General features: G+C 71.4%; 25 protein-coding genes. 12 read left to right on the forward strand and 13 right to left on the reverse strand.

Annotation, left to right across the window (positions count from 1 at the left end; translation table 11 throughout):
• Nucleotides 1-10: 10 nt before the first annotated feature.
• Nucleotides 11-823, reverse strand: a complete 813-nt coding sequence (locus ACYQ1L_RS06185) for a class II glutamine amidotransferase (RefSeq protein ID WP_460003361.1) — start codon at nt 821-823, stop codon at nt 11-13.
• A gap of 171 nt (nt 824-994) precedes the next feature.
• On the opposite strand from ACYQ1L_RS06185, the gene ACYQ1L_RS06190 reads away from it, so the two are divergent.
• From ACYQ1L_RS06190 to ACYQ1L_RS06205, 4 genes are all read left to right on the forward strand, one after another.
• The gene (locus ACYQ1L_RS06190) at nt 995-2,338 is read left to right on the forward strand and encodes a type I glutamate--ammonia ligase (RefSeq protein WP_460003362.1); all 1,344 of its coding nucleotides are present in this window, start codon (nt 995-997) and stop codon (nt 2,336-2,338) included.
• A gap of 134 nt (nt 2,339-2,472) precedes the next feature.
• Nucleotides 2,473-4,008 carry an APC family permease gene (locus ACYQ1L_RS06195; protein WP_460003363.1) on the forward strand — a complete coding sequence of 512 codons (1,536 nt, stop codon included), beginning with the start codon at nt 2,473-2,475 and terminating at the stop codon, nt 4,006-4,008.
• The gene (locus ACYQ1L_RS06200) at nt 4,005-5,342 is read left to right on the forward strand and encodes an aspartate aminotransferase family protein (protein WP_460003364.1); all 1,338 of its coding nucleotides are present in this window, start codon (nt 4,005-4,007) and stop codon (nt 5,340-5,342) included. The genes ACYQ1L_RS06195 and ACYQ1L_RS06200 overlap by 4 nt, the downstream gene beginning before the upstream one ends.
• Complete coding sequence (locus ACYQ1L_RS06205; RefSeq protein WP_460003365.1) at nt 5,329-6,516, forward strand: amidohydrolase family protein; 1,188 nt, start codon at nt 5,329-5,331, stop codon at nt 6,514-6,516. Before ACYQ1L_RS06200 ends, ACYQ1L_RS06205 begins: the two co-directional genes overlap by 14 nt.
• A 51-nt stretch (nt 6,517-6,567) precedes the next feature.
• Here ACYQ1L_RS06205 and ACYQ1L_RS06210 read toward each other — a convergent pair whose 3' ends face one another.
• Entirely contained in the window at nt 6,568-7,566 is a 999-nt protein-coding gene (locus tag ACYQ1L_RS06210) for an Lrp/AsnC family transcriptional regulator (RefSeq protein WP_460003366.1), read from the reverse strand.
• A 125-nt stretch (nt 7,567-7,691) separates the two neighbouring features.
• Between ACYQ1L_RS06210 and ACYQ1L_RS06215 the strand changes: the two genes are divergently transcribed.
• The 3 genes from ACYQ1L_RS06215 (at nt 7,692) to ACYQ1L_RS06225 (ending at nt 10,247) form a co-directional block, all read left to right on the forward strand.
• The gene (locus tag ACYQ1L_RS06215) at nt 7,692-8,195 is read left to right on the forward strand and encodes a zinc-binding metallopeptidase family protein (protein WP_460003367.1); all 504 of its coding nucleotides are present in this window, start codon (nt 7,692-7,694) and stop codon (nt 8,193-8,195) included.
• Nucleotides 8,131-8,928 carry a peptidase dimerization domain-containing protein gene (locus ACYQ1L_RS06220; RefSeq protein WP_460003368.1) on the forward strand — a complete coding sequence of 266 codons (798 nt, stop codon included), beginning with the start codon at nt 8,131-8,133 and terminating at the stop codon, nt 8,926-8,928. The genes ACYQ1L_RS06215 and ACYQ1L_RS06220 overlap by 65 nt, the downstream gene beginning before the upstream one ends.
• A gap of 140 nt (nt 8,929-9,068) precedes the next feature.
• Nucleotides 9,069-10,247 carry a DUF3100 domain-containing protein gene (locus tag ACYQ1L_RS06225; protein ID WP_460003369.1) on the forward strand — a complete coding sequence of 393 codons (1,179 nt, stop codon included), beginning with the start codon at nt 9,069-9,071 and terminating at the stop codon, nt 10,245-10,247.
• Between the two features lie 81 nt (nt 10,248-10,328).
• On the opposite strand, the gene ACYQ1L_RS06230 is transcribed toward ACYQ1L_RS06225, so the two are convergent.
• The 6 genes from ACYQ1L_RS06230 to ACYQ1L_RS06255 all read right to left on the reverse strand — a co-directional run bounded on the left by ACYQ1L_RS06230 (nt 10,329) and on the right by ACYQ1L_RS06255 (nt 16,377).
• On the reverse strand, nt 10,329-11,156 hold the full coding sequence (locus ACYQ1L_RS06230; protein ID WP_460003370.1) for an ABC transporter ATP-binding protein: 828 nt from the start codon (nt 11,154-11,156) through the stop codon (nt 10,329-10,331).
• Nucleotides 11,153-11,938, reverse strand: coding sequence for an ABC transporter ATP-binding protein (locus ACYQ1L_RS06235; protein ID WP_460003371.1), 786 nt, complete (start codon nt 11,936-11,938; stop codon nt 11,153-11,155). The genes ACYQ1L_RS06230 and ACYQ1L_RS06235 overlap by 4 nt, the downstream gene beginning before the upstream one ends.
• A complete protein-coding gene (locus tag ACYQ1L_RS06240) occupies nt 11,935-12,822 on the reverse strand; it encodes an ABC transporter permease (RefSeq protein ID WP_460003372.1) in 888 nt (295 codons plus the stop codon). Before ACYQ1L_RS06240 ends, ACYQ1L_RS06235 begins: the two co-directional genes overlap by 4 nt.
• A complete protein-coding gene (locus tag ACYQ1L_RS06245) occupies nt 12,819-13,772 on the reverse strand; it encodes an ABC transporter permease (RefSeq protein WP_460003373.1) in 954 nt (317 codons plus the stop codon). The genes ACYQ1L_RS06240 and ACYQ1L_RS06245 overlap by 4 nt, the downstream gene beginning before the upstream one ends.
• A gap of 10 nt (nt 13,773-13,782) precedes the next feature.
• On the reverse strand, nt 13,783-15,315 hold the full coding sequence (locus tag ACYQ1L_RS06250) for an ABC transporter substrate-binding protein (RefSeq protein WP_460003374.1): 1,533 nt from the start codon (nt 15,313-15,315) through the stop codon (nt 13,783-13,785).
• Nucleotides 15,316-15,429: 114 nt separating this feature from the next.
• A complete protein-coding gene (locus tag ACYQ1L_RS06255; protein ID WP_460003375.1) occupies nt 15,430-16,377 on the reverse strand; it encodes an alpha/beta fold hydrolase in 948 nt (315 codons plus the stop codon).
• A gap of 240 nt (nt 16,378-16,617) precedes the next feature.
• Between ACYQ1L_RS06255 and ACYQ1L_RS06260 the strand changes: the two genes are divergently transcribed.
• Together ACYQ1L_RS06260 and ACYQ1L_RS06265 are read left to right on the forward strand one after the other, a co-directional pair.
• A complete protein-coding gene (locus ACYQ1L_RS06260) occupies nt 16,618-17,322 on the forward strand; it encodes a tyrosine-protein phosphatase (protein WP_460003376.1) in 705 nt (234 codons plus the stop codon).
• A 74-nt stretch (nt 17,323-17,396) separates the two neighbouring features.
• Nucleotides 17,397-17,861 (forward strand): SIP domain-containing protein, encoded by a 465-nt coding sequence (locus ACYQ1L_RS06265; RefSeq protein WP_460003377.1) that lies wholly within the window; start codon nt 17,397-17,399, stop codon nt 17,859-17,861.
• Nucleotides 17,862-17,954: 93 nt separating this feature from the next.
• Here the strand turns inward: ACYQ1L_RS06265 and ACYQ1L_RS06270 are convergent, their stop codons facing one another.
• The 4 genes from ACYQ1L_RS06270 to ACYQ1L_RS06285 form a co-directional block, all read right to left on the reverse strand.
• On the reverse strand, nt 17,955-18,410 hold the full coding sequence (locus ACYQ1L_RS06270) for a Fe-S oxidoreductase (protein WP_460003378.1): 456 nt from the start codon (nt 18,408-18,410) through the stop codon (nt 17,955-17,957).
• Nucleotides 18,407-19,219 (reverse strand): arginase family protein, encoded by an 813-nt coding sequence (locus tag ACYQ1L_RS06275; RefSeq protein ID WP_460003379.1) that lies wholly within the window; start codon nt 19,217-19,219, stop codon nt 18,407-18,409. Before ACYQ1L_RS06275 ends, ACYQ1L_RS06270 begins: the two co-directional genes overlap by 4 nt.
• 1 nt (nt 19,220) lies before the next feature.
• Nucleotides 19,221-19,961, reverse strand: a complete 741-nt coding sequence (locus ACYQ1L_RS06280; RefSeq protein WP_460003380.1) for a PspA/IM30 family protein — start codon at nt 19,959-19,961, stop codon at nt 19,221-19,223.
• Between the two features lie 67 nt (nt 19,962-20,028).
• Nucleotides 20,029-22,053: a TPM domain-containing protein gene (locus tag ACYQ1L_RS06285; RefSeq protein ID WP_460003381.1), complete on the reverse strand. Its 2,025-nt coding sequence runs from the start codon at nt 22,051-22,053 to the stop codon at nt 20,029-20,031.
• 125 nt (nt 22,054-22,178) lie between these two features.
• Here ACYQ1L_RS06285 and ACYQ1L_RS06290 point away from each other — a divergent pair, with 125 nt between their 5' ends.
• The 3 genes from ACYQ1L_RS06290 to ACYQ1L_RS06300 all read left to right on the forward strand — a co-directional run bounded on the left by ACYQ1L_RS06290 (nt 22,179) and on the right by ACYQ1L_RS06300 (nt 24,278).
• Nucleotides 22,179-23,042: a DUF3097 domain-containing protein gene (locus ACYQ1L_RS06290; protein WP_460003382.1), complete on the forward strand. Its 864-nt coding sequence runs from the start codon at nt 22,179-22,181 to the stop codon at nt 23,040-23,042.
• Nucleotides 23,043-23,137: 95 nt separating this feature from the next.
• A complete protein-coding gene (trmB, locus tag ACYQ1L_RS06295; protein ID WP_460003383.1) occupies nt 23,138-23,863 on the forward strand; it encodes a tRNA (guanosine(46)-N7)-methyltransferase TrmB in 726 nt (241 codons plus the stop codon).
• A 28-nt stretch (nt 23,864-23,891) separates the two neighbouring features.
• On the forward strand, nt 23,892-24,278 hold the full coding sequence (locus ACYQ1L_RS06300; protein WP_460003384.1) for a DUF1304 domain-containing protein: 387 nt from the start codon (nt 23,892-23,894) through the stop codon (nt 24,276-24,278).
• A 51-nt stretch (nt 24,279-24,329) separates the two neighbouring features.
• Here the strand turns inward: ACYQ1L_RS06300 and ACYQ1L_RS06305 are convergent, their stop codons facing one another.
• On the reverse strand, nt 24,330-26,933 hold the full coding sequence (locus ACYQ1L_RS06305; protein ID WP_460003385.1) for a WD40/YVTN/BNR-like repeat-containing protein: 2,604 nt from the start codon (nt 26,931-26,933) through the stop codon (nt 24,330-24,332).
• Nucleotides 26,934-26,941 lie beyond the last annotated feature (8 nt).

A 26,941-nucleotide genomic window follows, 5' to 3' on the forward strand; every position in this document is an offset into this window, starting at 1 on the left:
GCTCAGTCTGTCATGCGGCGGTGGGGTGGCGGGCGTCGATGGATTCGGTGCGCATCGTGCCGTCGTCCAGCCGAACGGTCGTGACGGACTCGGGAGGCAGCGGCGTCCAGCCCTTCCCCGCCACCCCGGTCGAGCTGATCTGCAGCGTGCCGTCCGCAGAGCGCTTCCACCGCAGCGCGAAGTAGTCCTCGTTGTGCTCATCGGGCAGTCCGCCGAGCTGGGCGATCTCTTCGAGGTCGTCATCGGGCAGTACGCTGCGGGCGCTCGCGTGCACTGCGACGAGCTGCTGCCGGTCGAGCAGGATCGCGTTCAGGCTGGACAGCGGGAACGCCTCGCGCAGGCGCCGTGCCACCTGGAGGGTGGCCTCCGGCAGGCTGAGACCTGCGGCGAGCTGCTCCTGGATGAGCACGAAGTACATCTCGCTGTCGGTGTCGCCGGTCATGCGGGCCAGCGCTTCGGGCGAGAGCATCGCGCGGGCTTTGTCGATGGGCTTGAGGGATCCGTTGTGCTCGAAGGACACATCGCCGCTGCGGAACGGATGGGCGTTGTGCAGCTCGACGGGCAGGCCGAGGGTCGCCCACCGCAGATGCATCATCGCGGCGTGCCCGGGTGTGCCGATCGTGCGCCGGAACTCGGGGTCGACCGCCGCCGACAGCGGCGACTTGTGCACGATCGGAGCGTCGCCGAGGTGCTCCACGCCGGCCCAGCCCCAGCCGTCCCCGTGCAGACGCGCGAGCGAGAGGAAACTCTCGATGCCGTCCTCGCCGAGCTCACGATCGGCCGTGGACGTGTCTGGGGACACGTAGGCGAACAGACGGCACATGGCGACCTCCGCTCCAGGCGGTCGAGCGTACGACCGCGGTGTTCACGATTCTGATTCAAACGTAACAGAATCTGTAAAGTGTGCAACACTGTAACAGGCGTGACATGATCCTGTAACGCGATGCTGCAACGATGCCGCACAACGAAGTGAAACCCGAAGAAGGGACGACCTGTGACCATCGGCGAACCGAACGACCGTGACCCCGCCGCCTACGCCCGCGCGCTGCACGACAGCGGGGTCGAGCTCCTCGTCGGTACCGCCCTCGACTTCGCGGGCGTGACCCGCAGCAAGGCCGTCCCGGTCCGCCGGCTGGCGAGCTTCGTGGAGTCCGGCATGGGCGCGTCCCCGTCATGGGTGGTGTTCTGCGCCGACAACGGCATCGCCTTCACGGACGACATCGGTGTCTCCGGCGATCTGCGCCTGCGGCTTGACGCCGCGGCGGTCCGTCCGATCGGCGACGGCCTGGCGTGGGGTCCGACCTGCTATCACGAGCAGAGCGGCGCCCGCTCGGAGCTGTGCGCCCGCGGCCGCCTCAACGACCAGGAGCGGCGGGTCGCCGCCGCAGGCCTCACGGCGCTCATGGGCGCGGAGCTCGAGTTCACCCTGGTGAACCCCGACGGATCCCGGCTCGAGCAGTCGTCCTGGGCCGCCTACGGCATGCGCTCGGTCGTGGCGCGGCGCGCCTTCCTCACCGACCTCACCCGCACGCTCGAGGACGCCCAGGTCGGCGCCGAGCAGATCCACGCGGAGTACGGCACCGACCAGTTCGAGGTCTCGCTCGCGCCGTTGCCCCCCGTGCAGATGGCCGACACCGCGGTGCTCACCCGGATCCTGATCGGCCTCGTCGCCGCCCGCCACGGTCTCGCCCCCTCGTTCTCGCCCCTCACCTTCGTCGGCGGATCCGGGAACGGGATGCACCTGCACCTCTCGCTCGCTCGCGACAGTCAGAACCTGTTCGGCACCGGCGACGGTCCGCACGGCCTCGCGCCCGAGGGCGGCAGCGCGATCGGGGGAGTGCTCGACGGCCTGTCGGACCTGCTCGCGGTCTACGCCGGGTCCGTGGTCTCCTCGCTGCGGCTGAAGCCGGGATCCTGGTCCGGCGCCGCCGTGTGCTGGGGACTGGAGAACCGCGAGGCCGCGCTGCGGTTCCTCGCGGGCACGCCCGGCAATCCGCACGGCGCGAACATCGAGCTGAAGATCGTCGACCCGAGCGCGAACCTCTACCTCGCCGCGGCGGCGTTCCTCGGATCCGCGCTGGGCGGCATCGAACGCGGACTGCCGCTGCCTGCGGAGGTCGTCGGCAACCCCGCGGAGACGCCCGAGTTCGCTCGGCTCCGGCTCGACGCCGAGCCGTCCGCGGCCCTCGACCGGCTTGCCGCCTCGGCGCTCGCCCGGGAGCTCTTCGGCCCGGGCATCGTCGAGGGCGCGGTTGCGGTGCGCCGCCACGAGCTCGCCGCCTTCGGCGACGCGACGCCCGAAGAGATCACCGCTGCGCTGCGCCTCGCTTGGAGCTGACTCTCCCCGGCCCCTGAGCCTGTCGAAGGAACTCACGCCGGATCCGTCATGTCGACCGGTCCTGTGACCAAGACACCCCACCCCGCGGCACCGACCGCACCATCCCTCATCCATCCCCCACGGAGGAGACCCGAATGTCCGCCACCGAATCCACCGGGACGCCCGTCGAGGCGCCCGCATCCGCCCCGCGCCGGGCATTGCCGCTGTGGGCGGCGCTCGCCCTCTCGCTCGCGACCGTGGGCCCGACCCTCGCGATGTCCGGCAACGGCCAGGGCCTGGTCGCGATCGTCGGCAAGTCCGTGCCGCTCGTGTTCGTGATCGGCGCGATCGGCGTCGCGCTGGTCGGCTACGGTTTCATGCGCCTGACCCGGCACCTCAACCACGCCGGATCCGCGTACGGCCTGATCGGCGGCACGATCGGTCCGCGCACCGGGTTCTTCTCCGGCTGGGCCATGCTCGGCGCCTACGTCGGGTTCTCGATCGGCACGCTCGCGCTGACCGCCGCCTTCGTGAACGCGCTCATCGCGGCGTTCCAGCCGGGCGTCGAACACCCCTTCCAGCTGCCGTGGCCGCTGCTGATGATCCTCGGCGCGGTCGTGTCGTTCCTCCTCGCCGGGCGTGACGTCGCCCTCATCGCGAAGGTGCTGCTCGTCATCGAGGGCGTCGGCATCGTCGCGATGATCATCCTCGTGGTCGCGATCTTCGGCCACGGCGGCGCGCACACCACGGGCGTCGACTTCTCCAGCTTCAGCTTCACCGGCGTCGACGTCGGCCAGGTGCTCTCGGGAGTGGTCGCCGCGTTCCTGTCCTGGGCCGGGTTCGAGGCGTGCGCCTCGCTCGGCGAGGAGACGAACAACCCCAAGCGCAACATCCCGCGCGCGCTGTTCGGCACCCTGCTGCTGACCGGCGTGCTCTTCGTCGTGGTGATGTTCGCCGAGACCATCGGATTCGGCACCGACGAGGCCGGTCTCAAGGCCTTCGGCACCTCGGGCAACACCCTGGGCGACCTCGGTACGCAGTACATCGGTCCGTGGTTCGGCGTGATCGCGATCTTCACCGCCACCTGCGCCGCGTTCGGATCGCACATGGCGACCGTCGCGACCGCGAGCCGCATGCTCTACGCCTTCTCCCGCGACGGCTTCGGCCCGCGCTCGCTCGGCGTGCTGCACCCCAAGGGCGGCCCGCGCCGCGCCGCCTGGCTCGTGCTCGGCGTGGTCGTCGTGACGCTGCTGATCTGCGCCGCCACCGGCTGGCCCGTGATGGGCACGGGCAACGCCGCGATCGACGCGTACTTCTATTTCGCGGTCGCCGGCACCGTGTGCCTCATGGTCGCGTACCTCATGGTCGAGGTGGCTGCGGTGTACTTCGTCAACCACAGCCGGTTCCACCCCGTGCACGGCGGTGGGGGACGCGTGCTCGGCACCGTGCTGCCGGTCCTCGGCGCGGTCGTGATCGCCATCGTGATCTGGTTCAACGTGAAGGACTCGGCGGATCCGTCTGCGGCCGGCATCGTCGCTCTGCTGTGGTGCGCACTCGGCCTCGTCCTCGCGCTCGCCGCCTCCCGGATCGCCAAGCGCGTCGGCGCCTCGCTGGCCCGCGAGCTCGAGCTGCCCGGGCTCGGCAAGGAACTCGACCCGATCCATCTCACCGGCCCGGACGGGGATCGATGAGCCCGTCGCTGCTCGAGCGCGACGCCCGGGCCATCGCCGGCATCGAGAAGCTGCGCTTCTTCCCGCTCGAGGTCGCGAGCGGGCACGGCTCGATCCTCGTCGACCCCGCCGGGCGCGAGCTGATCGACCTGTCCGCGACCTGGACCGCGAACGGCCTCGGCCACGGCCACCCCGCCGTGGTCGAGGCGGTGTCCCGCGCCGTGCGCACCGCTCCGGGCGCGGGCGGGCTGTCGGCGATCCACCCCGATTCGGTCGGGCTCGCCGAGGACCTGCTCGCGATCGTCCCCGCCTCGGGCGGGGGCGAGCGCCGCGTCTATCTCGGGCACGCCGGATCCGACGCCAACGACGTCGTGCTGCGCGCGTGCCGGCACGCCTCCGGGCGCCGCACCGTGGTCGCGTTCGAGCACGGCTACCACGGCGGCCTGGGCCTGGCGATGGGCGTCTCCGGACAGCAGATCGAGGCCGGACACGACGGCGATCCGGATCTCGTGCTCGTGCCCTATCCGAACCCGTTCCGACCGGGCCCCGACGGGATCGACGCCGACGTCGCCGCGTCCCTGACCGCGATCCGCGGCGCCCTCGCGACGGACCGCGTCGCCTGCCTGATCGTCGAGCCGATCCTCTCCGACGGCGGGCTCGTGGTGCCGCCGGACGGGTTCCTCCGCGCGGTGCACGAGGTCTGCCGTGCGGCCCGGGTGCCGCTCGTCGTCGACGAGGTCAAGGTCGGCCTCGCCCGCACCGGCACGCTGCACGCGTTCCAGCACGACGGCGTCGTGCCCGACATCGTCACCTTCGGCAAGGCGCTCGGCGCCGGGATCCCGCTCTCCGCGGCGGTGGGGCCGGCCGCGATCCTCGACCACCCGGCCGGATCCGCCCTGCTCACCACCGCGGGCAATCCGGTGTCGACCGCCGCGGGCCGGGCCGTGCTGCGGACCATCGCCGAGGAGGGGCTCGTCGAGCGCGCCGCCGAGGCTGGTGCCCGGTTCGCGGCGGCGCTGCGACGCCTGGCCGCGGGCGAGGGCGTCTCGGGCGGTCTGTCCGCCGAGCGCATCGGCGACGTGCGCGGCCGCGGCCTCACGATCGGGCTCGAGCTGGTCTGCGACCGCGACGGCCTGGAACCCGACGGCGACCTGGCGCGCCGCGTCGTCTACCGGGCCTGGCAGCTCGGCGCGGTCGTCTACTACGTGGGCGGCAACGTCCTGGAGATCACGCCGCCGCTCGTCATCACCGATGATGAGATCGACCGCGCGGCGGACGTCCTCGACCGGGCGATCGCCGACGCGATCGCGGGTCGGGTCAGCGACGAGGAGGTGCAGGAATATGCCGGCTGGTGAGCTCACGCTCGACGAGAACTGGATCCTGGAGGGGCTGGAGGGCATCCCGCCTCGCCTGGCCGAGGCTGCGCAGTCGCTGCGACTGATCGACCACCACGTGCACGGCTGCTACGTCGAGGAGATCGACCGCGCCGCGTTCGAGGAGTCGTTCAACGAGGCGTCGACGGATCCGATCCCCGCGTTCATGACGCAGTTCGACTCCCAGCCCGGCTTCGCGTTCCGGCGCTGGTGCGCACCGCTGCTGGGCATCGAGCGGCACGCGCCCGCCGACGAGTACTGGGTGGCGCGCAGCGCGCTCGCGCCCGCCGAGCTGAACCGGCTGCTGCTGCGCCCGGCCGGTGTCGAGCACTGGGTCATGGACACCGGCTTCAGTCTGCGCCCGATCACGGATCCGGCCGCGATGGCGGAGGAGTCGGGCGGTGCGACCAGCGAGATCGTGCGGCTCGAGCTCGTCGCCGAGGGGCTGCTCGCCTCCGGCGTCGCTCCGGCCGACTTCGCCGAGGCGTTCCGCGCCGCGATCGCCGAGGCCGCGGTCGAGGCCAAGGGCTTCAAGACGATCGTCGCGTACCGGGTCGGCTTCGACATCGACTGGGAGCCGCCGACCGACACCGCCGTGGCAGCGGCCGTGGCGCGCTGGGCCGCGCTCGGCCAGGAGAAGCCGCGGCTGTCGGATCCCGTGCTCGAGGCGTTCGTCGTGCACGCGGCCGTCGCGCTCGGCCTGCCGCTGCAGGTGCATGTCGGCTTCGGCGACCGCGACCTCGACCTGCACCGCACCAACCCGATGCTGCTGCTGCCGCTGCTCCGCCGGGCCGACGTGCTGGGCACGCCGATCATGCTGCTGCACTGCTACCCGTACCACCGCGAGGCGGCGTACCTGGCGCAGGGCTTCGACAACGTCTACTTCGACATCGGGCTGGGCGTGAACTACCTCGGCGCGCAGAGCCGGCAGCTCGTCGCGGAGGCGCTCGAGCTCGCCCCGTTCGCGAAGCAGCTGTACTCCTCGGACGCCTTCGGGCTCCCTGAGCTGCACCTCGTCGGATCGGTTTTATGGCGGCGCGGCATGGCGGTCGCACTGGCGCGCTGGGTGCGAGAAGGGGAGTGGAGCGAGGCCGATGCCTGCCGGGTGCTGGAGATGATCGGCGCGGACAACGCGCGCCGGGTCTACCGGCTCTGACGTCGCGACGCGAGCACCGCCGACCGCAGTCCGAGGCGGTGGTGGCGGCACTCAGTACCGCAGCGCGGATCCGATCGCGCGGGTGTCCGGACCGATGAGGCGATTCATGTGCTTCGCGATGCGCAGCACGACGGCGCGGTCGGCGATCCGAGACCCCTCGAGCGCCTGTTCGAGGGCCATCTCGAAGCGGTTGATATCGGCGATCCGGCGCAGCCAGACGGCGAGGATCAGGTTGTAACGGCTCGAGGCGGTGAACGCGAGGCGCACCTCCGGCACTGCCGCGATCGCGGTGCGCGCAGCCTCGATCGTGCGTGCGGGCGCCTCGACGAAGTACCAGGTGTAGACCGGCCAGCCCGAGGCTCCCCTCGCGACGTCGATGCGCAGCTGCAGTTCGCCATGCAGCCGGAGCGTCGCGATCGCGTCGGAGACGCGCTGCGCGCCGAAGCCGGTGCGGGCGGCGATGTCGGCGATGCTGGCGCGGCCGTCACGCCAGAGTTCGCGTTCGATCGCCTCGCGCAGGTCGTCGTCGACACGGCGGGCCGCGCGTTCCCGGGGCGGCCTGGGCGGGCGGATCCGCGCCACCTCCGCCGCGCTGAGCGCGCGCAGGCGCCAGCGCGACCCCTCGATGAGGATGTCGTTGGCGATGTGCGTGCGCACCCGGCGCACCCCGGAGATCGCGCCGAGGTGCCGGGTCGCGAAGGCGGAGATCTCGGCGAGATCCCTGCCCATGTACAGCGCCAGCAGGTCGCGCTCGCCCGAGACGAAGTCGAGCACGATCACCTGGCGCTCGTGCTGCAGCTCGGCGGCGACCTGCTCGAGGAGGCTGAGGTCGCACTCGATCTCGAGCAGCGCGACCTGCCGCACACCGTGGCCGGTCACCCAGGCGAGCCCCTGCTCGTCGATCCGGGCCCAGCGCCGCGCGAGCGTGGCCGGATCGGCACCGACGATCGGCGCCAGCTCGCTCCAGCTCGCGCGCGGCTCGACCTGCAGCGCGTGCAGCAGACGCAGGTCGGTCTCATCGAGCGCCGTGCGCAGATCGGCATCCACCATCCTGACCTCCATCGTCATGGATTTCGGGATCCATCCTTTCACTTCCGCAGATTTCCTGCACAGATCACGTGACTGGGCCGGCAGGGGAGCACACTCTGAACGATCCCCGACCCGGAAGGACGCTCATGGACGCGATGCAGATCACCGACGACACCGCTGTCGGCACCCGCAAGGCGAGGGCCTCGCAGGAGATCGAGGCACGACGGGAGCAGCTGCTCGCCATGAGCCACGCGATCCACAGCAACCCCGAGCTGTCCTGGGAGGAGCATGAGGCCGCCGCCCTGATCTCCGATGTGCTGCGCGATGCCGGCTTCACCGTCGAGCCGGGAGCGTACGGCGTGCCCACCGCGATCGAGGCGATCGCGGGCGACGGCGACCTCACCGTTGCGATCTGCGCCGAGTACGATGCGCTGCCGGGGATCGGCCACGCCTGCGGGCACAACGTGATCGCGACCGCCGGTGTCGGCGCGGCGCTCGCCCTCGCGACCGTCGCGAACCCAGGCGGGCCTGCGGGTCAAACTGCTCGGCACCCCCGCGGAGGAGCACGGCGGGGGCAAGGTCTCGATGCTCAAGGCCGGCGCCTGGGAGGACGTGGACTTCTCCCTCATGGTGCACGGGATGACGGGTGAGGACCACTCCGCGGCCGCCTTCCGGGCCACCGCGGTCGACCGCTTCGAGGTCGTCTTCACGGGCCGCACCGCGCACGCAGCGGGCGCTCCCGAGCAGGGGATCAACGCCGCCGCAGCCGCGACCCTCGCACAGACGGCGATCGCGCTGCTGCGTCAGCAGCTGCCCAAGGAGACGAACCTCAACGCGTTCGTCTCGCACGGCGGCGAGGCGACCAACATCATCCCCGACCGCACCGTCGTGCAGGTCGAGCTGCGCGCCTACGACATCGACATCTGGCGCGACATGAAGACCAAGGTGCTCGCCTGCTTCGAGGGAGCCGCGATCGCGACCGGCTGCGGCTGGACGTGGGCGCCCACCGAGCACCCCTACGCCCCGCTGAACCCCGATCCGGCCCTCGCCGCCGTCTGGGACCGCAACCTCGTCGCGGTCGGCCGCAGGATCGCCGAGGGCGCCGGGATCGGCGGCGGATCCACCGACATGGGCAATGTCTCGCAGGTGGTCCCCTCGATCCACCCGATGATCGCGATCCTCGGTGAGACCGCCGTGCCGCACAATCCCGCGTTCACGGCCGCGGCGGCCACGCCTGCGGCCGACGACGCCGCGATCGACGCCGCCCTCACCATGGCCTGGACCGTGCTCGACATCGCCGCCGACGCCGAGCTGCGCGCCGACCTGCTACGCCGCACCGCCGAGCGTCCCGCCGGCGCCACCCGCATCACCCTCGAGGCCTGAGCTCGACGACGAGCCCGCCTCCCGTCCCCCGGAGAAGCACATGACCACCAGCCACGAGACCGGCGACGCCGCCACCGGCGAGGCCTCGCGCGGGCGTCGCGGACGCCGTCACCCTCACCCTGCGCAGCCCGAAGCTGTGGGTGATCAGCGCGCTCATCGTCGCGATCACCGCCGGATCCCAGGCGATCGGCCCCGTGGTGATCCCGATCGGCGCGCTCGCGATCACCCTGCTGCCGATGATCTGGGCGATCGTCGCCGGCACCGTGGTGTCCGGCCAGAAGCTCAAGCCGATCCCGGCCGACCTGCAGCGCGCCGCGACCGTGATCATGGGTGTCGCGGTGCTCGTGCTGTGCGCCCGACTCGCGTTCTCGATCGGCCCGAACATCCCGCTGCTGTTCAAGGCCGGGCCGGCCCTGCTGCTGAAGGAGCTCGGGCACATGTTCGGCACGATCCTGCTCGCACTGCCCCTCGCCGTGCTGCTGCGGATGGGCCCGGCGACGATCGGAGCGACCTTCTCGATCGACCGCGAGGGGGCGTTCGCGATGGTCTCGGGCAAGTACGGATCCGACTCCCCGCAGTACCGCGGCGTGCTGTCGATGTACGTGTTCGGCACGATCTTCGGCGCCATCGTGATCAGCCTGGTCGTGTCGCTGTGCGTCTCGATGCACATCTTCGACCCGCTCGCGCTCGCGATGGCCTCCGGTGTCGGATCCGGATCCATGATGGCCGCCGCGGCCGGCGTGATCGTCGCGGCGCACCCCGACATGCAGAGCCAGGTGCTCGCGGTCGGTGCGGACAGCGGCTCCGGAGCGGAGCGCCTCAGCGAAGAGGAGCTGCGTGCGACGCGCGCGACCGCTGCCGTGCTGATGGAGACCTCGACCGTCAAGGTAGGCATGATCAGCTCGCTCCTGATCATCGGCCTCGCCGGCGTCATCGCCGCCATGATCGCGGCGAAGGCGTTCCGCTGGGAGATGATCGCGGTCTACGCCATCCTCTCGCTGCTCGCGGGCATCAGCATCGGTCTCGCGCGGGTCACGAAGGGGAAGCTGCCCGCCATCATCACGGTGACGACGCTGGGCGTGCTCGTCTCCTCGCCGATCTCTCCGATCGCGTCCTGGCTGGCCCAGGCCTCCGCGACCGTCGACGTCATCTCGGTCATCACGGTCATGCTGACGATCGCGGGCCTCAGCCTCGGCAAGGATCTGCCACTGCTGCGCAGCATCGGCTGGAAGATCGTCCCCGTCGGCATCGTCGCCCTGGTCGCATCGTTCGTGCTGTCCGCGATCGTCGCGGAGGTCGCACTGGGCTTCTGGCACTGACCAGAGCATGCGGGAAGGGAGCGGGATACGCGGATCCCGCCCCCTTCCCCTCGTTCCGCGAGCGCTCTCGGGACGAGGCGATCAGCGTCCCGGTATCACCGGGATCGCGGCCAGCAGCCGGCGGGTGTACTCGTGCGCGGGGTGGCGCAGCACCTGCGCCGTCGGCCCGTGCTCCACGATCCTGCCGTCGGTCATCACCGCGACGTCGTCGCAGAGGTTCTGCACCACGCCGATGTCGTGGGAGACCAGCACGAGCGTCATGCCGTCGGCGCTCAGCTCCCGGAGCAGCTCGAGGATCTGCGCGCGCACGGTGACGTCGAGCGCGGACATCGGCTCGTCGCCGACGAGGATCCGCGGCCTGTGTGCGATCGCCCGGGCCAGGGCGACCCGCTGGCGCTGCCCGCCGGAGAACTCGTGCGGGTACCGGTCGGCCATCGCCGGATCCAGCCCCACCCGGGCGAGCACCTCGGCGACCCTGGCACGGTGATCGCCCGCGATGCCGAGGGCCCGCAGCGGCTCGGAGACCATCCGGCCGACGGTCTGCCGCGGATCGAGCGACGCGTACGGATCCTGGAAGACGAGGCCGGTCTCGCGGCGCAGCCAGTGCAGGGCGCGGGCCGGGGCCGATGCGTCCACCGCGCGCCCGTCGATCGTCACCGTGCCGGCGGTGGGTCGATCCAGCGCGAGCAGCAGCCGGATGAGGGTGGACTTGCCGGATCCGGATTCGCCGATGATGCCGAGCGCCCGCCCCGCCGTGACGTCGAGGTCGACGTCCTCCAGCGCGACGGTGCGGGGACGCCGGGCGAACGGCTCCTTGCGCGGGCCGAGGTATTCGCGGCGCAGGCCCCGGGCGCGGATGAGCGTCTCGGCCGGTGCGGAGTCGGCGCGCGGTGCGGTCGTGTCGCTCATGCTTCCTCCCCGCGCCACAGTGTCGCGGTGGCGTCGCGCAGCAGGCCCTGAGTGATCGGCGAGGTGGGAGTCGTCAGCAGCCTCTCGAGCGGTCCGCTCTCGACCACGCGGCCGTCGGCGAGCACGACGGCCTCCGTGGCGACCTGGGCGAGGACCGCGAGGTCGTGCGTGATGAACACGAGCGACATCCCGTCCGACTCCACGAGCGACAGCAGCAGCCGCAGCACCCCGGCCTGGATCGTCACGTCCAGCGCGGTGGTGGGCTCGTCGGCGACGAGCAGACGCGGTCGGGCGGCGAGGGCGATTGCGATCGCGGCGCGCTGCCGCTGGCCGCCGCTGAGCTGGTGCGGGTAGCGGTCGACGATCCGCTCCGGGTCGGGCAGGGCCACGCGCGCGGCCTCGGCCACGGCGCGGCTCCGCGCCTCGCGCCGGTCGATGCGCTCGTGGATCCGGATGGTCTCCGCGATCTGCCGGCCGATCGTGCGGATCGGGTTGAGCGCGGTGCGCGGCTCCTGGAACACCATCCCGATCTCGTCGCCGCGGATCCCCGCGAGGTCGCGATCCGGAAGCCCGAGGATCTCCCGCCCGTTCCAGCGCACGCTCCCCGAAGCAGTGGCGCCGTCGGGCAGCAGTCCCATGAGGGCGAGAGCGGTGAGCGACTTGCCGGATCCGGATTCGCCGATGAGCCCGACGCGCGCACCGTCGGGCACGGCGAAGGACACGCCGTCGACGACCCGGCGGCCGTCGATCTCCACGACGAGGCCGCTCACCTCGAGGCTCATGCGGTCACCCCCGGCAGCGGAGCGGGACCGGGACGCGCCTGTCGGGGGCGGCGTGCGGTCGCGCGCAGCGTCGGATCGGTGGCGTCGCGCAGCGCATCCCCGAGCAGATTGAACGCCAGCACCGTGAGGGTGATCGCCAGGCCCGGCCACACCACGGAGAACGGGTGGACCTGGATGTAGCGCTGCAGGTCGGCGAGCAGGATGCCCCAGGACGGATCCACGACCGAGGCGCCGAAGCCGAGGTAGGACAGCCCGGCCTCGGCGAGCACGGCGGTCGCCATGGCCCAGCTCAGCTGCACGATGAACACCGGCGCGATGTTGGGCAGCAGGTGCTGGACGAGGTTCTCGAGCGGGGTCAGCCCGGACGCCCTGCCGGCGACGACGAAGTCGCTGTGCTGCACGCGGCGCAGCTCGGGCCGGGTGACGCGGGCCACGTTCACGCCGAAGCCGATCCCGACGGCCCAGATCACGACCCAGAGGGATCCGCCGTGCACGGTGGAGATGAGCATCGCGATGATGAGCACAGGGAAGGCGATCAGGATGTCGACGAGCACCGCCACGGTCTCGCGCATCCAGCGCGCGGTGAGTGCACCGAGGGCGCCGAGCGCGACGCCGATCAGCGTGGCCACGACGCCCGCTCCGACCGCGACGACCACCGTCGTGCGGGAGCCCGCCATGATGAGGCTGAGGATGTCGCGGCCGGTGAGGTCGGTGCCGAGCAGATGCGGCCAGCCCGGCGGCCGCCAGCGCGCCGTCACATCGGTGGCGCGCGGGTCGAACGGCGTCCAGAACAGGGAGACCAGGGCGGTGACCAGGATCAGGCCCACGACGATCACGCCGAACAGGCCGGCGGCGGAGGAGCAGAGGCGGCGCAGGGCGGTCATTCGTCGGCCTCCCGCTGCCTCGGATCGAGCGTCCGGTGCACGAGATCCACCACGAAGCCGATGATCAGCACCATGCCGGTGAGCACCAGCAGCTCGCCCTGCACCTTCACGAGATCGCGCGTGCCGACGTCGGCCACGAGCATCCGCCCGATCCCCGGCAGGGTGAACAGCTGCTCCACGACGACGGATCCGACGATGATGCCCGCGACCTGGATCCCGAGCACTGTGATCACCGACAGCCCGACCGCAGGCAGTCCGTGCTGGATGAGGGCGCGGTTGCGGGTGAGGCCCTTCGCCGCGGCCGTGCGCACGAAGTCCTGCGACGCGGCCTGCAGGGTCGCACTGCGCACGAAGCGCAGCAGGAGCGCGCCCTCGATCACGCCGATGGTCAGGGCCGGCAGGATGAGCGCCTGCATCGCCTGCCCGGGATCGGCCCAGCCGTCGCGGGGGAAGCCCTGCGCGGGCAGCCACCCCAGCCATACGGCGAAGACCACCACGAGCATCATGCCCGCCCAGACGACGGGGACGGCGGCGACAGCCTGGGCGGCCACGTTCAGTGCCGTGCCCGCTGCGCGGCCGCGGAGCATCGCGGATCCGATGCCGAGAGGCACGGCGATCAGCAGCGCGATGAGGAGGGCCAGCGCCGCGAGAGGCACGGTGACCTGCGCCTTCTGCGCGAGCTCGGCGGCCACGGACGCGCCATTCAGCTGCGAGGTGCCGAGATCGCCGCGCAGGACGCCCCCGATCCAGCCGAGGTACTGGAGGAGGACGGGCTGGTCGAGGCCGAGTGAGCGACGGATCTGGGCGACCTGCTCCGGCGTGGCCTTGTCGCCGGCGAGCAGCTGGGCCACATCGCCGGGGAACACCCGCAGCGCCAGGAAGATCAGGGCGCTCGCGACGAGGAGCCCCGCGATGAGCAGGGCTCCTCGGACGAGCGCGTATCGGAGCACAGACCAGACGCTACTGGGTGACCGTCACGCCGCGCAGGTCGAGCCGCGAGTTGATCGAGTCCTTCGGGAAGCCGTGCACGCCCGGGCGGACGGCGGTCAGCGTCTGATCCTCGTACAGCCAGTCGGCGGCTGCGTCCTTCGCCACGATCTCGGCGGCCTGCGACAGCAGCTGCGCCGACTTCTTCGCGTCGAGCTCGGTCTGCGACTGCGTGTACAGCTTCTGCACCTCGGGGTTGTTGTAGCCGAAGTAGTACTCGGGGTTCGCGAAGTTGCCGAAGTCCCGCGGCTCCACGTGCAGCACGAAGCTCAGGTCGTAGTCGTGCTTGGTGTACACGGAGTCCAGCCAAGCCGGGAACTCCACCGAGTTGACGGTGAGCTTGACCCCGACCTTCTTGAAGTCGCTGGTGAGCAGCTGCGGCACGGTGGATCCGTAGAACGACGGGATGGTGAGGGTCAGGGACAGGTTCTCCTGGCCCGCTTCCTTCAGCAGGGCCTTCGCCTTCTCAGGGTCGTAGGGCGCCGTGCCGGACAGGTCCTGATACCCGGGGTCGAGCTGCGGGATCGGGCCGTACAGGGTCGTGCCGATGCCGCGGGCCTCGATGATCCCCTTGTGGTCGATGGCGAGACGCAGCGCCTCGCGCACGCGCTTGTCGTTCAGGGGCGCCTTGGCGTTGTTGAACGCGAGCGTGCCCTTGTCGGTGGTGCGCCCCTTGGTGAGCGTGAACTTCTTGTCGAGCTGAGGTGCGAGGTTCGCGTCGACAGCGGTGAGCACATCGAGCGTGCCGCTCTGTGCCGCGTTCACTCCGGCGGTGAAGTCGGGGATGTAGTCGAAGACGATGCTCTTCACGCCGGCCTTCGCGCCCCAGTACTTGTCGTTGCGGGCGAAGGCGAGGGAGTCGCCCTTCTTCCACTGGGTGAGGGTGAACGGACCCGTTCCGTTCTCGGCGGACTGCAGGTCGGTGGCGTCGCCCTTCTGGAACACCAGGCCGGCGGTGCCGGTCAGGCTGAACAGGAAGTTCTGGCTCGGCTGGGTGAGGCTGATCACGACGGTCTTGTCGTCGGGTGCGGCGATGGACGCGACTCCGGCGAGGTCCGCGTGGCCCTGCACCGTCTTGTCGTCCTTCGCCGTCTGCAGCGAGGAGACGACATCGGCGGAGGTGAGCTTCGCACCGCTGTGGAACGTGATGCCGTCGTTCAGCACGAACGTGTAGGTGAGCCCGTCCGCGGAGATCTCGTGGCTCTTGGCGAGCCGGTCGACGATCTTGTTGTCCTGGGTGCGGCTGACCAGGCCCTCGTAGATGTTGTCGACGAGCACCTGCTCGAGGGCAGCGCCCGCCGTGTGCCGGATGTCGAGGCTGGACGGCTCGAGCACCAGGCCGACCGTGAGGGCGGCGTTCGGATCCACGGCTCCGGTGGCGCCGCTCTTCGAGGGCGAAGGGGATCCGGAGCAGGCGGTGAGCAGCAGCGCGGCCGCGGTGAGGCCGGCGAGCAGGGCGGCGCCGGTGCGGCGGCGCAGGGGGAGAGCAGCGCGGGTGCGGTGCATGACGGGATCCTCTCGGGGGTGCTGTGGATGCTGTGGGCGGGCTGTGCGGTCGAGCCTAGGCGGGCGCCGGGTCACGGCAGCCGCGTTCTGGAATGCGGCGTCACAAACCGGCCGTCAGGGCGCCGCGGGAGCGGTGCCGATGGCGGTGCGGATGATGTCGGCGAGGGCGGAGGGTGCGGTCTCCTGCAGGTTGTGGCTGCCGTCCAGCCGCTGCACGCGGGCGGCGGGGAGGCGCGTGCGGAACTCGTTCTCGGCGCCGTCCGAGACGAAGCCGTGCGAGGCCCTCACCAGTGTCACCGGGGCGACGGTCGCCGCCAGGTCCGCCCAGCCGTGCTCGCCGAGGATGCCGGTCATCGCCGACGGGGCGGCATCTCCGACGGCGGACGGTGCGTCCAGCAGCTGCGCGGCGATGTGCGCGAAATGGTGCTTCCACTCGACACGACCGTCGGGTCGCACCCGCGTGTTCAGGAACACGCCGCGGACGGTGTCCTCGCGGGAACCGCCGAAGCCGAACTGCTGGGCGCGGTCGACGAGCTCGTCGCGGGACGCTCCGTCGACCACGCGGTAGAACTCGCGCAGCGCGGCCGGGCCCACGCTCTGGTCGACGCCGGGCGTGATGTCGACGACGACGAGCTCGCGGACCAGCTCGGGCGCCGGTGCGGCGACAGCGGCGGCGGTGAGCCCCCCGAGCGACTGCCCGACGAGCACCTGCGGGCGGTCGGTCCACGCGCGCAGGGCCTCCACGACGTCGGGCGCGAGGGTGCGCCCGGTGTAGTCCGCGTCGTCGCGCCACGAGGAGTCGCCGTGCCCGGCGAGGTCGATCGCGAGCGCGGGCCGGCCGAGCGCCAGCACGGTGGTGTCCCACGTGTGCGCGTTGAGGCCCGCGCCGTGCAGCAGGGTCACCTCGACCGGATCCTCGCCGTAGCGCAGGGCGCTGAGCACGCGGCCGTCGGGGAGGGGCAGTGAGAGGCGCTCGACCCTCGGGAGTGCCACGCCGAGGGTGCGCGCCTGCCCGGCGAGGAAGGAGAACTCTGTGGTCTCTTCTGGTGCGACGTGGGACACGCCTTCATTGTGCTCCCCGCACACCGTTCGGGTGAAATATGGGAGCGATCTGCCCAGTTGTTTCGTCACAAAGTGAAAGAATCAGAAATGTGCGATACGCAATGATGGTCATCATGCTCCGGAACCGGCGCGGTCCGGCGCCCCGCGCGCAGGGCGACGCATGACGGCAGCCGACCTCGGCCGTGCCGTCAGACTCTAGGCTGGAGCCATGGTCGGCAGGCGAAGGGAGCGGGTGCGGGGATGGCGGTGCTGACCGTGCCCGGGATCACGAATCTGCGCGATGTCGGGGGCATCCCGGTGGGCACGTCGCGGGTCCGCGAGGGGATGCTTTTCCGTTCCGGCAATCTCGCGCATGTGGGGCTCGAGGCCCAGGACTTCCTCACGACGCGGGTCGCCCGCGTGGTGGACCTCCGCGACGACAGCGAGGTCAGTGCGGAGCCGTGCGCCCTTCCGGGGCTGCGCATCGACCACATCCCGCTGTTCGCCGGCTCGGTCGCGTCCTTCCTGCTCGGTGACGTGAGCCTCACCGGCCTGTACCGCCACATCGTGGAGGGCGGCGCCGATCGCGTCGTGCGCGTCGTGCGGATCCTGTCCGAGGGGGAGCCGACGCTGGTGCACTGCACCCTCGGCAAGGACCGCACCGGGGTGAGCGTCGCGCTGGCGCTGGCCGCCGTCGGCGCGGATCGTGACGCGATCGTGGAGGACTACGCGCTGACGGCCTCACAGCTGCCGGAATCCCGCAACCGTGCGATCGCGAAGTGGCTGGAGGAGCGTCTTCCGATCGCGCATGATGCGATCGCCGTCGCCACCCAGTCGCCGGCACCGGTGATGCACGAGCTGCTCGCGGGCATCGACGACGAGTACGGCTCAGTGGCGGACTACCTGCTGGCCGCCGGACTCACCACGCAGGAGCTCGAAGCACTGGGATCCGCCCTGGTCGCCTAGCGGGAGCGCGGGTGCTGCGGCCGCTGCTGGAGTAGGTTAGGCAATCCTTCCTCGGGTGATATCGTGGAGGCATCATGACCACCGCGACCCGCACCACCGCGCGCGCGGAGCGCCGCGCGCTGCGCCGCTCCGCGAAGGCTCAGCACCTCGTCGTCGCCGACGAGGCGTCGCTCGCCGAGCTGGAGGCGGTGCTGGCGACGCTGCCGCTGTGCGCCACGGGGCGCGTCTTCATCGAGGTGCCGGACGTCGCGTCCCTCTCGGCCGTCGCCGCACCGCCGCGGATGACGGTCACCTGGCTGCCGCGCGCCGCGCGTGCCGAGGTATCCGGGTCCGGCCGCCGCTGTGCGCCGGGGGAGGCGGCCGCCCGCGCCGCGATCGCCTGGGCCGATGAGATGCTCTGCGAGGGCGCCGACGACCGCACGTCGGTGACGCTGCTCGGCGGCTTCCTCGGCACGGCCGACATCGTCGAGCACCTCACCGAGCGGCTCGGCATCGCCGCCGACCGGATCGCCGCTCCCGAGCGCTTCGGCCTGTTCTGAGCACGGGATCCCGGCTTTCGACGGGCTGAGGTCCCTTCGACAGGCTCAGGGCCCGGAGAGGCTCAGGGCCCTTCGACAGGCTCAGGGACCGTATCAGCGGCGCGGGAGGTAGTGCCCATTCGCCAGCCCCGCCTCGATCTCGAAGCGGTTGCGCAGCGGATCCCGTCCGGCGAGCAGATACAGGACCGGCATGAGGAAGCCGTACCGCAGCCACTGCTGCTTGTGCACGGCCTCGTGCTGCAGCACCCGGTCGTCGGGGACGTCATCGCCGGTGAGATAGCAGCCCGCGACGCAGACCCCTCCGCGGGCGAACGTCCACGCGGGCATGCCTCGGAAGATCCACAGTCCTTCGCGTCGCTCGACCACGCCCGTGCTCCACAGGCCGCCCCAGATCCAGCCGATGGCCATGCCCCAGGCGTATCCGAGCCGGCTGATCGGGGAGCGCAGCAGCACGCCGGGCAGATGCAGGTCCCGGCGTCGGCCGCGCTCCAGGATCCGCGCGGCCTCGGCCTCGACGGCGGCGATCCGGGCGGCGTCACCCGCCGTCACGCCAGGGCGCCGATCAGGCGCAGGATCGCGCCCAGGTCCTGCACCGCGTCGGCGGGGGAGCGCGGCGCGAATCCCGCAATGGTCGCCCCTGCCAGCGGCAGGCGCTCGCGGAGGGCGCGGACGGCGCTCACGACCTCGGCGGTGCGCAGACCGAACGGCACGGCGGAGGAGACGCCGACGAGCTCGGAGGGATCCAGCACGTCGACGTCGATGTGCACGTACACGCGCGAGGCGCCGGTCGCCGCGACGGCATCCGCGAGCGCCTGCGCGTCATCCAGCACGTCGAGGCGGACGATGCCGGAGGACGACAGATACTCGGTCTCCGCATCGTCCTCCGATCGGGCGCCGACGAGAACCGTGCGCTCAGGGCTGAGGCCCGTGGGCCCCTCGATCGGGAAGGATCCGTCGCCGATGAGCGCGCGCAGCGCCATGCCCGCGTAGGCGCCGGATGAGGACGATTCCGGGGTGTGCAGATCGGGGTGCGCATCGAACCACACGATCGCGACGTCGTGGAGGGCGCCCGGGAGGGCGGCGACGGCGGCGACGCTGACGCCGCAGTCACCGCCCACCACGAGCGTGGGCTCGGCGTGCGCCGTGATCGCTTCCTCGATGAGCTCCCTGGTGCGGCGCAGGCTGCTGAGCCGGTGCACGCCCGTGCCCTCAGCGTCTCCTGCCTCGAGCGGGACCTCCAGCACGGTCGTGCGCGCGCTGGGGAGGTCGCCGGCGATGGCGGATGCGCCCTCGGTGAGCAGCATCGCCCGCGGGGCAGGGGAGCCCTGCCACTGCGGGACGACGAGGAAGCGGGTCATCTCAGCCCTCGAGCGCTTCCTGAGGCTTCGCGGATCCGGCCTTCAGCTCCGCGAGGCGGGCCTCGACCTCGCTCAGCTGGCCGATGTCCTCGAGACTCTCGAACTGCGCGTCCAGGCTGGACGCGGCGAGCTCGGCCTTGCCCTGGGCGAGCGCCTCCTGGCGGCGCACCTTGTCCTCGAAGCGTCCCAGCTCGCTGGTCGGGTCGAGTACGTTGATCGACGAGACCGCGTCCTGCACCTTGGTCTGCGCCTCGGCGACCTTGGCGCGGGCGAGCAGCTCACTGCGCTTGTTCTTGAGCTCGGTGAGCTTGTCCTTCATGCCGTTCAGGCCGACCTTGAGCTTGTCGACGATCTCGGTCTGGACGGCGATCTGCGGCTCGGCCGTCTTCGCCTCCTGCTCCGAGGTGATCTGGCGCTGCAGGGCGACCTTGGCGAGGTTGTCGAACTTGTCGGCGTCGGCGGTGTTGCCCGCCGCACGCAGCTCGTCGGCCTTGCGGCTGGCGGCGAGCGCCTTGTTGCCCCACTCCGCGGCGGCCTGCACATCCTCCTGGTGGTCGCGCTCCAGCAGCCGCAGGTTGCCGATCGTCTCGGCGATGGCCGACTCGGCGTCCGCGATGTTGTTGGTGTAGTCGCGGACGAGCTGGTCGATCATCTTCTGCGGATCCTCGGCGGAGTCGAGGAGGGCGTTGATGTTGGCCTTCACCAGGGTGGAGATGCGGCCGAAGATGGACTGCTTGGTCATGGGATGTCCTTTCCAGATTTCCGGTCGATGTGGTCGTGCACGTGAAATGATGCTCAGGATCCTGCTGTCAGAAGCGGCCGCCCGATCCGCCGCGGCCGCCTCCTCCGAAGCTGGAGGGGCTGAAGCCGCCGCCCCCGCCGCTGGAGCGCCAGCCGCCTCCTCCTCCGCCCCAGCCTCCGCTGGTCCGGCCGCCGCCACCGCCGGAGAGGATGCCGCCGATGATGCCGCCGAGGATCGCGTCGCCCATGCCGCCGCGGCTCCCGCCGCTCCAGCCGCCGCCCCAGCCGCTGCCGCTTCCCCACGCGTCGATGGAGCCGGCGGCGAGCTGCGTGGCTTCGCGGGCGAGGGCGATCGCGCGCTGCGCATGCTGCAGAGCCGCGTCCGGGTCGGCGACGCGGGCCGCCTCGGCCTGGTCGTATTCTGCGGACGCCTGGGCCGCCCTCGTGCGGGCGTCGGGGCCGATCGCACCGCGGTGCGTCGTGATGTAGCTGTTGGCGGTGGAGATCTCCGCGCGCGCCTGGGTGAGGGTCTGCTCGAGCACCTGCTGCGCGCGCTCGGCCTGCTGCTGCGCGTTGCGGATCGCGTCCACCGTGCTGTCGATGCGCGTGTTCGCCGCGGTGAGCGACTCGAGCACGGCCTGCGGACGACGTCCGGTGCCGGTCGCGTCGGCGCGGGCCTGATCCAGTGCGGCGCGGGTGGCGGCGATCGCCGCGTTCAGCTCGGGGGACGCGGGAAGGGCCGCGGCTCCGGCGACGTCCTGTTCCAGGTTCGCGATGAGCGCCTGCGCCTGGGTCTCGGCCGCAGCGAGGTCGGTCTGCAGCGTCGTGATCGCGGCGGCGAGCTGCGACGCCTGGAGCACCGCCTCCTCGCCCGTCCGGATCGCGAAAGCGGCCTCGCCGCGCTTGCCCTGGGCGATGAGCTCGCCGGCCTGCGCGATGTTCGTGTCGGCGAGCTCGAGGCGGCTCGCGGCCTCGGCCGGATTGCCGGCGACGGGCTGCAGCGCCGACGCGTCGTACACCGCGGCGAGCGATTGCAGCGCGGCGGGGGCGGCGGCGACCGCGCCCGCCGCGGTCTCACGGTGCGTCTTCAGCTGCGCGAGCGCGTCCTCGGCGTTCTGCTCCAGCTTGCGGAGCTCATCGAAGGCTGCCACGTTCGCGTCGAGCGCAGTGTCGGCGCTCTCGCACAGCCGGATGATCTGCAGATACCAGTCGCGACGCTGCTGATCGGAGTCGGGTACTTCGTCGTCGAGCTTCTGTTTGAGGGAGAAGGCCTCGTCGAGCTTGGCCTTGGCCTTGGCGACGACATCGGCGAACGTGCTCGTCGCCGTCTCGCCGAACTGCGCGGTTGCGAAGCCGAGGTCCTCGGTGGAGGAGGTGATGGCGTCGTCGGTGTGCACGAGCGCCAGCCCCGCGCGCTGAGCCAGCTCCTTGTCGCTGATGGCGTCGAGCGGGTCGCCGGTCGCTGTCGGGGTCGCCTGCCTGACGCGCGCGGCCGCGCGGCGGCGCATCACCACCAGCACGACGATCGCAGCGACCACCGCGAGGACGCAGAGCACGATCAGCACGATCCCGCCGAGGTCGGAAGCACCGGATCCGGAGAAGCCGTCCGCGGCGGTGCGAACCGCGCCGGCCCAGTCGTCCGCATGCAGGTCGTTGACCAGCGACTGCGAGATCTGATCGACCCGGGACAGCGGGACGGGGCCCGCCTTGTCCGCGGACAGGTAGTACTGACGGGACTGCGTCGCGATGGCGAGGAGGTACTGCGTCTGTCCGAGCCCGTTGTCGACCGCGACCTGGTTGGTCCACTGCTGGCTGTTGTCCGGGTTCGAGAACGTGTCGACGAAGACGACGAACAACTGGATGTTCTGCGTCTTGCTCAGCTTCTCGAGGCGGCTGTTCAGCTCTTCGGTCTCGGAGGTGCCGAGAGCGCCGACCAGGTCCGTGATGAACCCATTGCCGAGTGTCACCGGAGCCGCCGCGGGGACGGATGCCGCAGGCGAGGCGGCCGGAGCGGCGACCGCGGGAACGGCGGCGAACGACATGCCGAGCACGCCCAGGATCACGGCTACGACGACAGGCCAGCGTGCGCGCATCTTCGCTCCTCCCGGGACCCCGAAAGCCCCCAGGAGCGAGTCTAGGGTGTGTCACGTTGTGTTTCTCCTGCACCTGCTGTCCGGGTTCGCCGGCCCGCGACCGCGGCCTCGCTAGGCTGATCACGATGGACGACAGGTACGGATCCGATGTGCTCGCCGACGGCTGGCGGGAGCGCGGCGCGAAGGTCGCCGTGGACGTCCCCGCCGAACGCGATCTCGTCGTCGAGGTGGCCGTCGACGGGTTCTGCGGCGCGGTGACCCGGATCGAGGGCGGGCAGGTGGAACTCGAGGACTACAAGGGCCGTCGCCGGCTGTTCCCCCTCGGCGCGGGCTACATGATCGACGGCGAACCGGTGCGGCTCGTGCACCCCTCCAAGGCTGGCGACGCGACCGCGAAGCGGACCGCGTCCGGCTCCTTCGCGGTCGCCGACGCCCGCGCTCGCACCGCGCTACCCAGCCGGATCCTCGTCGAAGGACGGCACGACGCGGAGCTGGTGGAGAAGGTGTGGGGAGACGACCTCCGCGTCGAAGGCGTGGTCGTCGAGTACCTGCAGGGCGTCGACCTCCTCGAGGAGCTCCTGGCCGAGGCGCCGCCGCGCCGGGACCGCCGCTACGGGGTGCTCGTCGACCACCTCGTCACCGGATCCAAGGAGACCCGGATCGTCGAGCAGATCCTGCGCGGACCGCATGGACCGCACCTGCGCATCGTCGGGCACCCGTACATCGACGTGTGGCAGTGCGTGACGCCGGCGGCGATGGGCATCCGCGCGTGGCCCCAGATCCCCCGCGGCATGGACTGGAAGACCGGGATCTGCCGGGCGCTGGGCTGGCCCGCCGAGACGCAGGCCGACATCGCCCACGCGTGGAAGCGCATCCTTTCGCGCGTGCACAGCTACCGCGACCTGGAGCCTTCCCTGCTCGGGCGCGTCGAGGAGCTGATCGACTTCGTGACCGAGCCCGTCTCGGGTTCCGCGGGCGCGCGGCGATGAGCGGGCGCTCCGCCCGCTCCGCGGGCAGGGCCGCTGTTCCCGGAGCCCCCGCGGCGACGCCCGCTGCGGGGCCGGACGGCGGATACCCTGGAGGGATGCCCGAACCCCGCACCTTCCGTGACGAACCGGTCTCCTTCGTGCGCCGCAGCGGCCGCATGTCCGAGGCCCAGGAACGGGCCTTCGCCGAGCTCGCCGACTTCTATGTGCTCGATGTGCCCCGCGACGTGGCCTGGACTTCGGTGCACCCCGAGGCGCGGCTCGACCCCGCGGCGGCCTACGGGCGGGTGGCCCCGCTGACCGTGGAGGTCGGATCCGGGCAGGGACACGCCATCGTGGCCGCCGCCTCCGCGCACCCCGAGCGCGATTTCCTCGCCGTCGAGGTGTTCCGAGCCGGTCTCGCACGCACGATGCTCGACGCGGACCGCGAGGGGGCGCGCAACCTCAGGCTCGTGGAGGCCAACGCGCCGGAGGTGCTCGCGACGTATCTCCCCGCCGGCGCGGCGGACGAGGTCTGGATCTTCTTCCCCGACCCCTGGCACAAGAAGCGCCACACCAAGCGCCGGCTGGTGCGGCCGGGCTTCGGCGCCACCGCGGGTGCGGCGATCCGCGACGGCGGCCTGCTGCGGCTCGCCACCGACTGGGAGGACTACGCGCTGCAGATGCGCGAGGTGCTCGACGAGGCGCCCGAGTTCGAGCGCGCCTTCGAGGGGGAGTGGGCCGAGCGCTTCGACGGGCGCGTGATGACCGCGTTCGAGCGCAAGGGGATCGCGAAGGGCCGCGACATCCGCGACCTCACCTACCGCCGCGTCGTGCGCGGCTGAGACGAGACCGGTGCGGGACAATCGCACCATGTTCCTGCTGCTCGGATCCGTCTTCGCCGGCTTGGCCGCGCTGATCCACGTCTACATCTTCGTGTTGGAGTCCGTGCGCTGGACGCACGCGTCCACCCGGCGGATCTTCGGTACGTCCGCCGAGGACGCCGAGATCACCCGCCCGCTGGCGTTCAACCAGGGCTTCTACAACCTGTTCCTCGCCATCGTCGCCGTGACCGGCATCGTGATCGCCACGGCCGGATCCGATCCGGTCGGCATCGCGCTCATGCTGGCCGGCACGGGCTCCATGCTCGCGGCGGCCCTGGTGTTGATCCTCTCCGACCGGTCCAAGGCCCGCGCCGCGACCGTGCAGGGGCTGTTCCCGCTGGTCGCGGTCGTGCCGCTGGTGATCGCCCTGTTCTGAGCCCTCGAGGACCGAGCCCGGGGCCGTGTTCCACGCCCCGGGCTCACTGTCTCATGCTCCGGCGCGGAAGATCCCCCGTCCGTACGTGGCGACGTAGACCTGACCGTCCGGGCCCTCCACGGCCTGGGTCGCGATGGTCGGCGGGATGCCGTCGCGAGACCACTGCGGAGCACCCGACTGCAGCGACGCGGTGCTGGTCTCCACCACGCCGAGGTCGGTGGACAGGATGGCGCGGCCCGTCGAGGTCAGCAGAAGGTTCGACGCCGGGATGTCGGGCAGGTTCCCGCTGACGTCGGTCCAGACGGCGTTCGCCAGGCCGTTCGGGTTCGTCCCGGTGCCGAGCGTCACCTTCCAGAGGTGACCCGTCCCCGCGGCGAGGTTGCCGGGTCCGTCGACCCAGTTGCGCGAGTATCCGCCGAAGATCACGTAGGCGCTCATCGGATCCTGCGGATCCGGGACGACACCCGTGACCATCCGGTTGGGGACGCCGTCGAGGGCGACCTGCTGGTAGCTGCCGCCGGCATTCGTCAGGATGCCGCGGGCGAACGAACCGCCGGGGTTGCACGACCCGCACCAGCCCGCCCACACGACGTGGTTGCGACTGGCGAGCGCGGTGATCGAATGGCCCGATCCCGCATCGCCGGCCTGGCTCCAGTCGGCGCCGCTCGTGCTCGCCCAGGTCTTCGTGTTCACCCAGACGTAACGCCCGCCCGCGACCCAGGTGCCGGGGTCGGTGGCGTCGGCGCTGAACGGCGCGATGAAGCGCGGGCTGGGATCCGTCGGCGCGATGCTGACGATCGAGCCGTCGGAGGCGGGGCTGCCGTCGGCGACGCCGCAGTTCACGGTCATCTGCAGTGTGAGGTCGACGTACTCGCCGACCGTCCGACAGCCGTTCTCGCTGTCGACGAGCTGCTGCCCGCCGTCACCGCCGAACGGAGAGACCATCGTGCCGCCGTTGCCCGGGTCGAGCAGCGAGACGCCGTTGTCCTGCAGGCCGCCCCAGATCTGCACCTGCCCGGGATGCTGGACGTCCTTGCCGACCGCGACCGAGTAGTACTGCAGCAGATCGAGCTGGCCGGACGTCGACAGCGACGTCCAGGACGAGGCGTCCGCCGTCATCGCACGTCGATACAGGCCGCCGTCGTTGCCGACGAGGACCTGGCCCGCCGTCGAGCCGGCGCCGAACGCGATGGCGTGCTGGTCGGAGTGCATGACGTTCCCGTCGCACGTGTTGGCGGCGTCGAGGTAGGAGTAGCAGGAGAAGCCGAAGTCCCAGTAGCGGCCGATCGTGTTCCATGTCGCCCCGCCGTTCCACGACTCGTAGACCTCCTCGAGGCCGACGTAGACGTGCTGGGGGTTCGCCGGGTCGACGCCGAGGAACTGGTTGTACCAGGCCTGGACGCCGGGCTGGTAGCCCTTGCCGATCAGCTGCTTCCGCTCCGCCGAACCGCTCTGCGCCAGCGTGCTCGGGTTGGCGATCTGCGCATAGGGTCCGACCGCCTTGCCGGAGCGCGAGACGTAGACGGCGTTCAGGGCGCTCGCGGCACCGGAGTTCAGGGCCGCCGGCGACTCGAGGATCACGTAGAGCGTCGACCCGTCGGCGGAGTACTGCAGCGTGGCGTTGCCGACGTCCTTGGGGTTGATGGCGCCGTTCGGGTTGATCTTCGTCCAGGTGCCGCCGCCGTCGCTGCTCAGGTAGAAGCCGTTGTACGCGGCGCCGCTGCGCCAGGCGAGGTTGGCGAGGACCACCTTGCCACCGGTGCCGGGCTGCACGGCGACATCGTTCGCGATGTCACGGTAGCTGGCGTTCACGTCGCTGCAGTCCATCGTCTGCTGGGCGCACGGCGCGAGCGTCTGCGTCCACGCGCTCGACCCGGTGTCCGTGAGCGACCGCATGTAGAGTCCTCGCGACGCGGCGACGAAGACACGGCCGTTCTCGCCGTCGACCAGGATCCGGCGGATCACCTGGCTGTCGAGCTCGGTCCCGCCGACCTTCGAGGATGCGGTGAACGTCCCGGTGTCGGGCGACGCCAGCCGGTACACGCCGGCGCCGACGTAGGTCGCGGATCCGGTCGTGCCGTCGCCGGTGGCGACCCACAGAGCGCCGTCGGGCGCGATCGCGAGGCTGCCGATCGACTGGGTGGGCAGGGCGTCGGCGATCGCCGTCCAGGTGGTGCCGCCGTCGCACGAGCGCTTCACCCCGCCCGCAGCGCCGCCGGCGAAGACGCAGCTCGCGTCGACGGCGAGCGCCTCGACCCGGCCGGTGACGTATCCGGCGCCGCCGCCGCTGTTGGAGGCACTCGGGTCGCGGTAGCGGGGGTCGTCGGCGTTGTAGGGGACGTCGGTCACGGAGGACCAGGTCGACGACGCGGGCGGCAGGGCGGACAGGTCGGCATAGGCCTTGGCGTACGCACCGGGCTGGACCAGCCCGGTGGGAGCGGTCCGCGCCTGGGAGAACTCGGTCTGCGACGTCATGAGCTCGGCGGCCTCGTCGCCGGCGTCGTGGTACCGGCCTCCTCCGCCGGGCGACCCACTCGCGAAGCTCGCCGCGGGGATGAACTGGGTGATCGCGAAGACGGCGGCTCCGAGGAGGCCCAGCGCGATGCGGCCGCCGCGGCGGTCCCTGAGTGACGACTTCTTCTTCGGCAACGACACGGCAGAGC

The organism is Microbacterium xylanilyticum, from assembly GCF_054654695.1.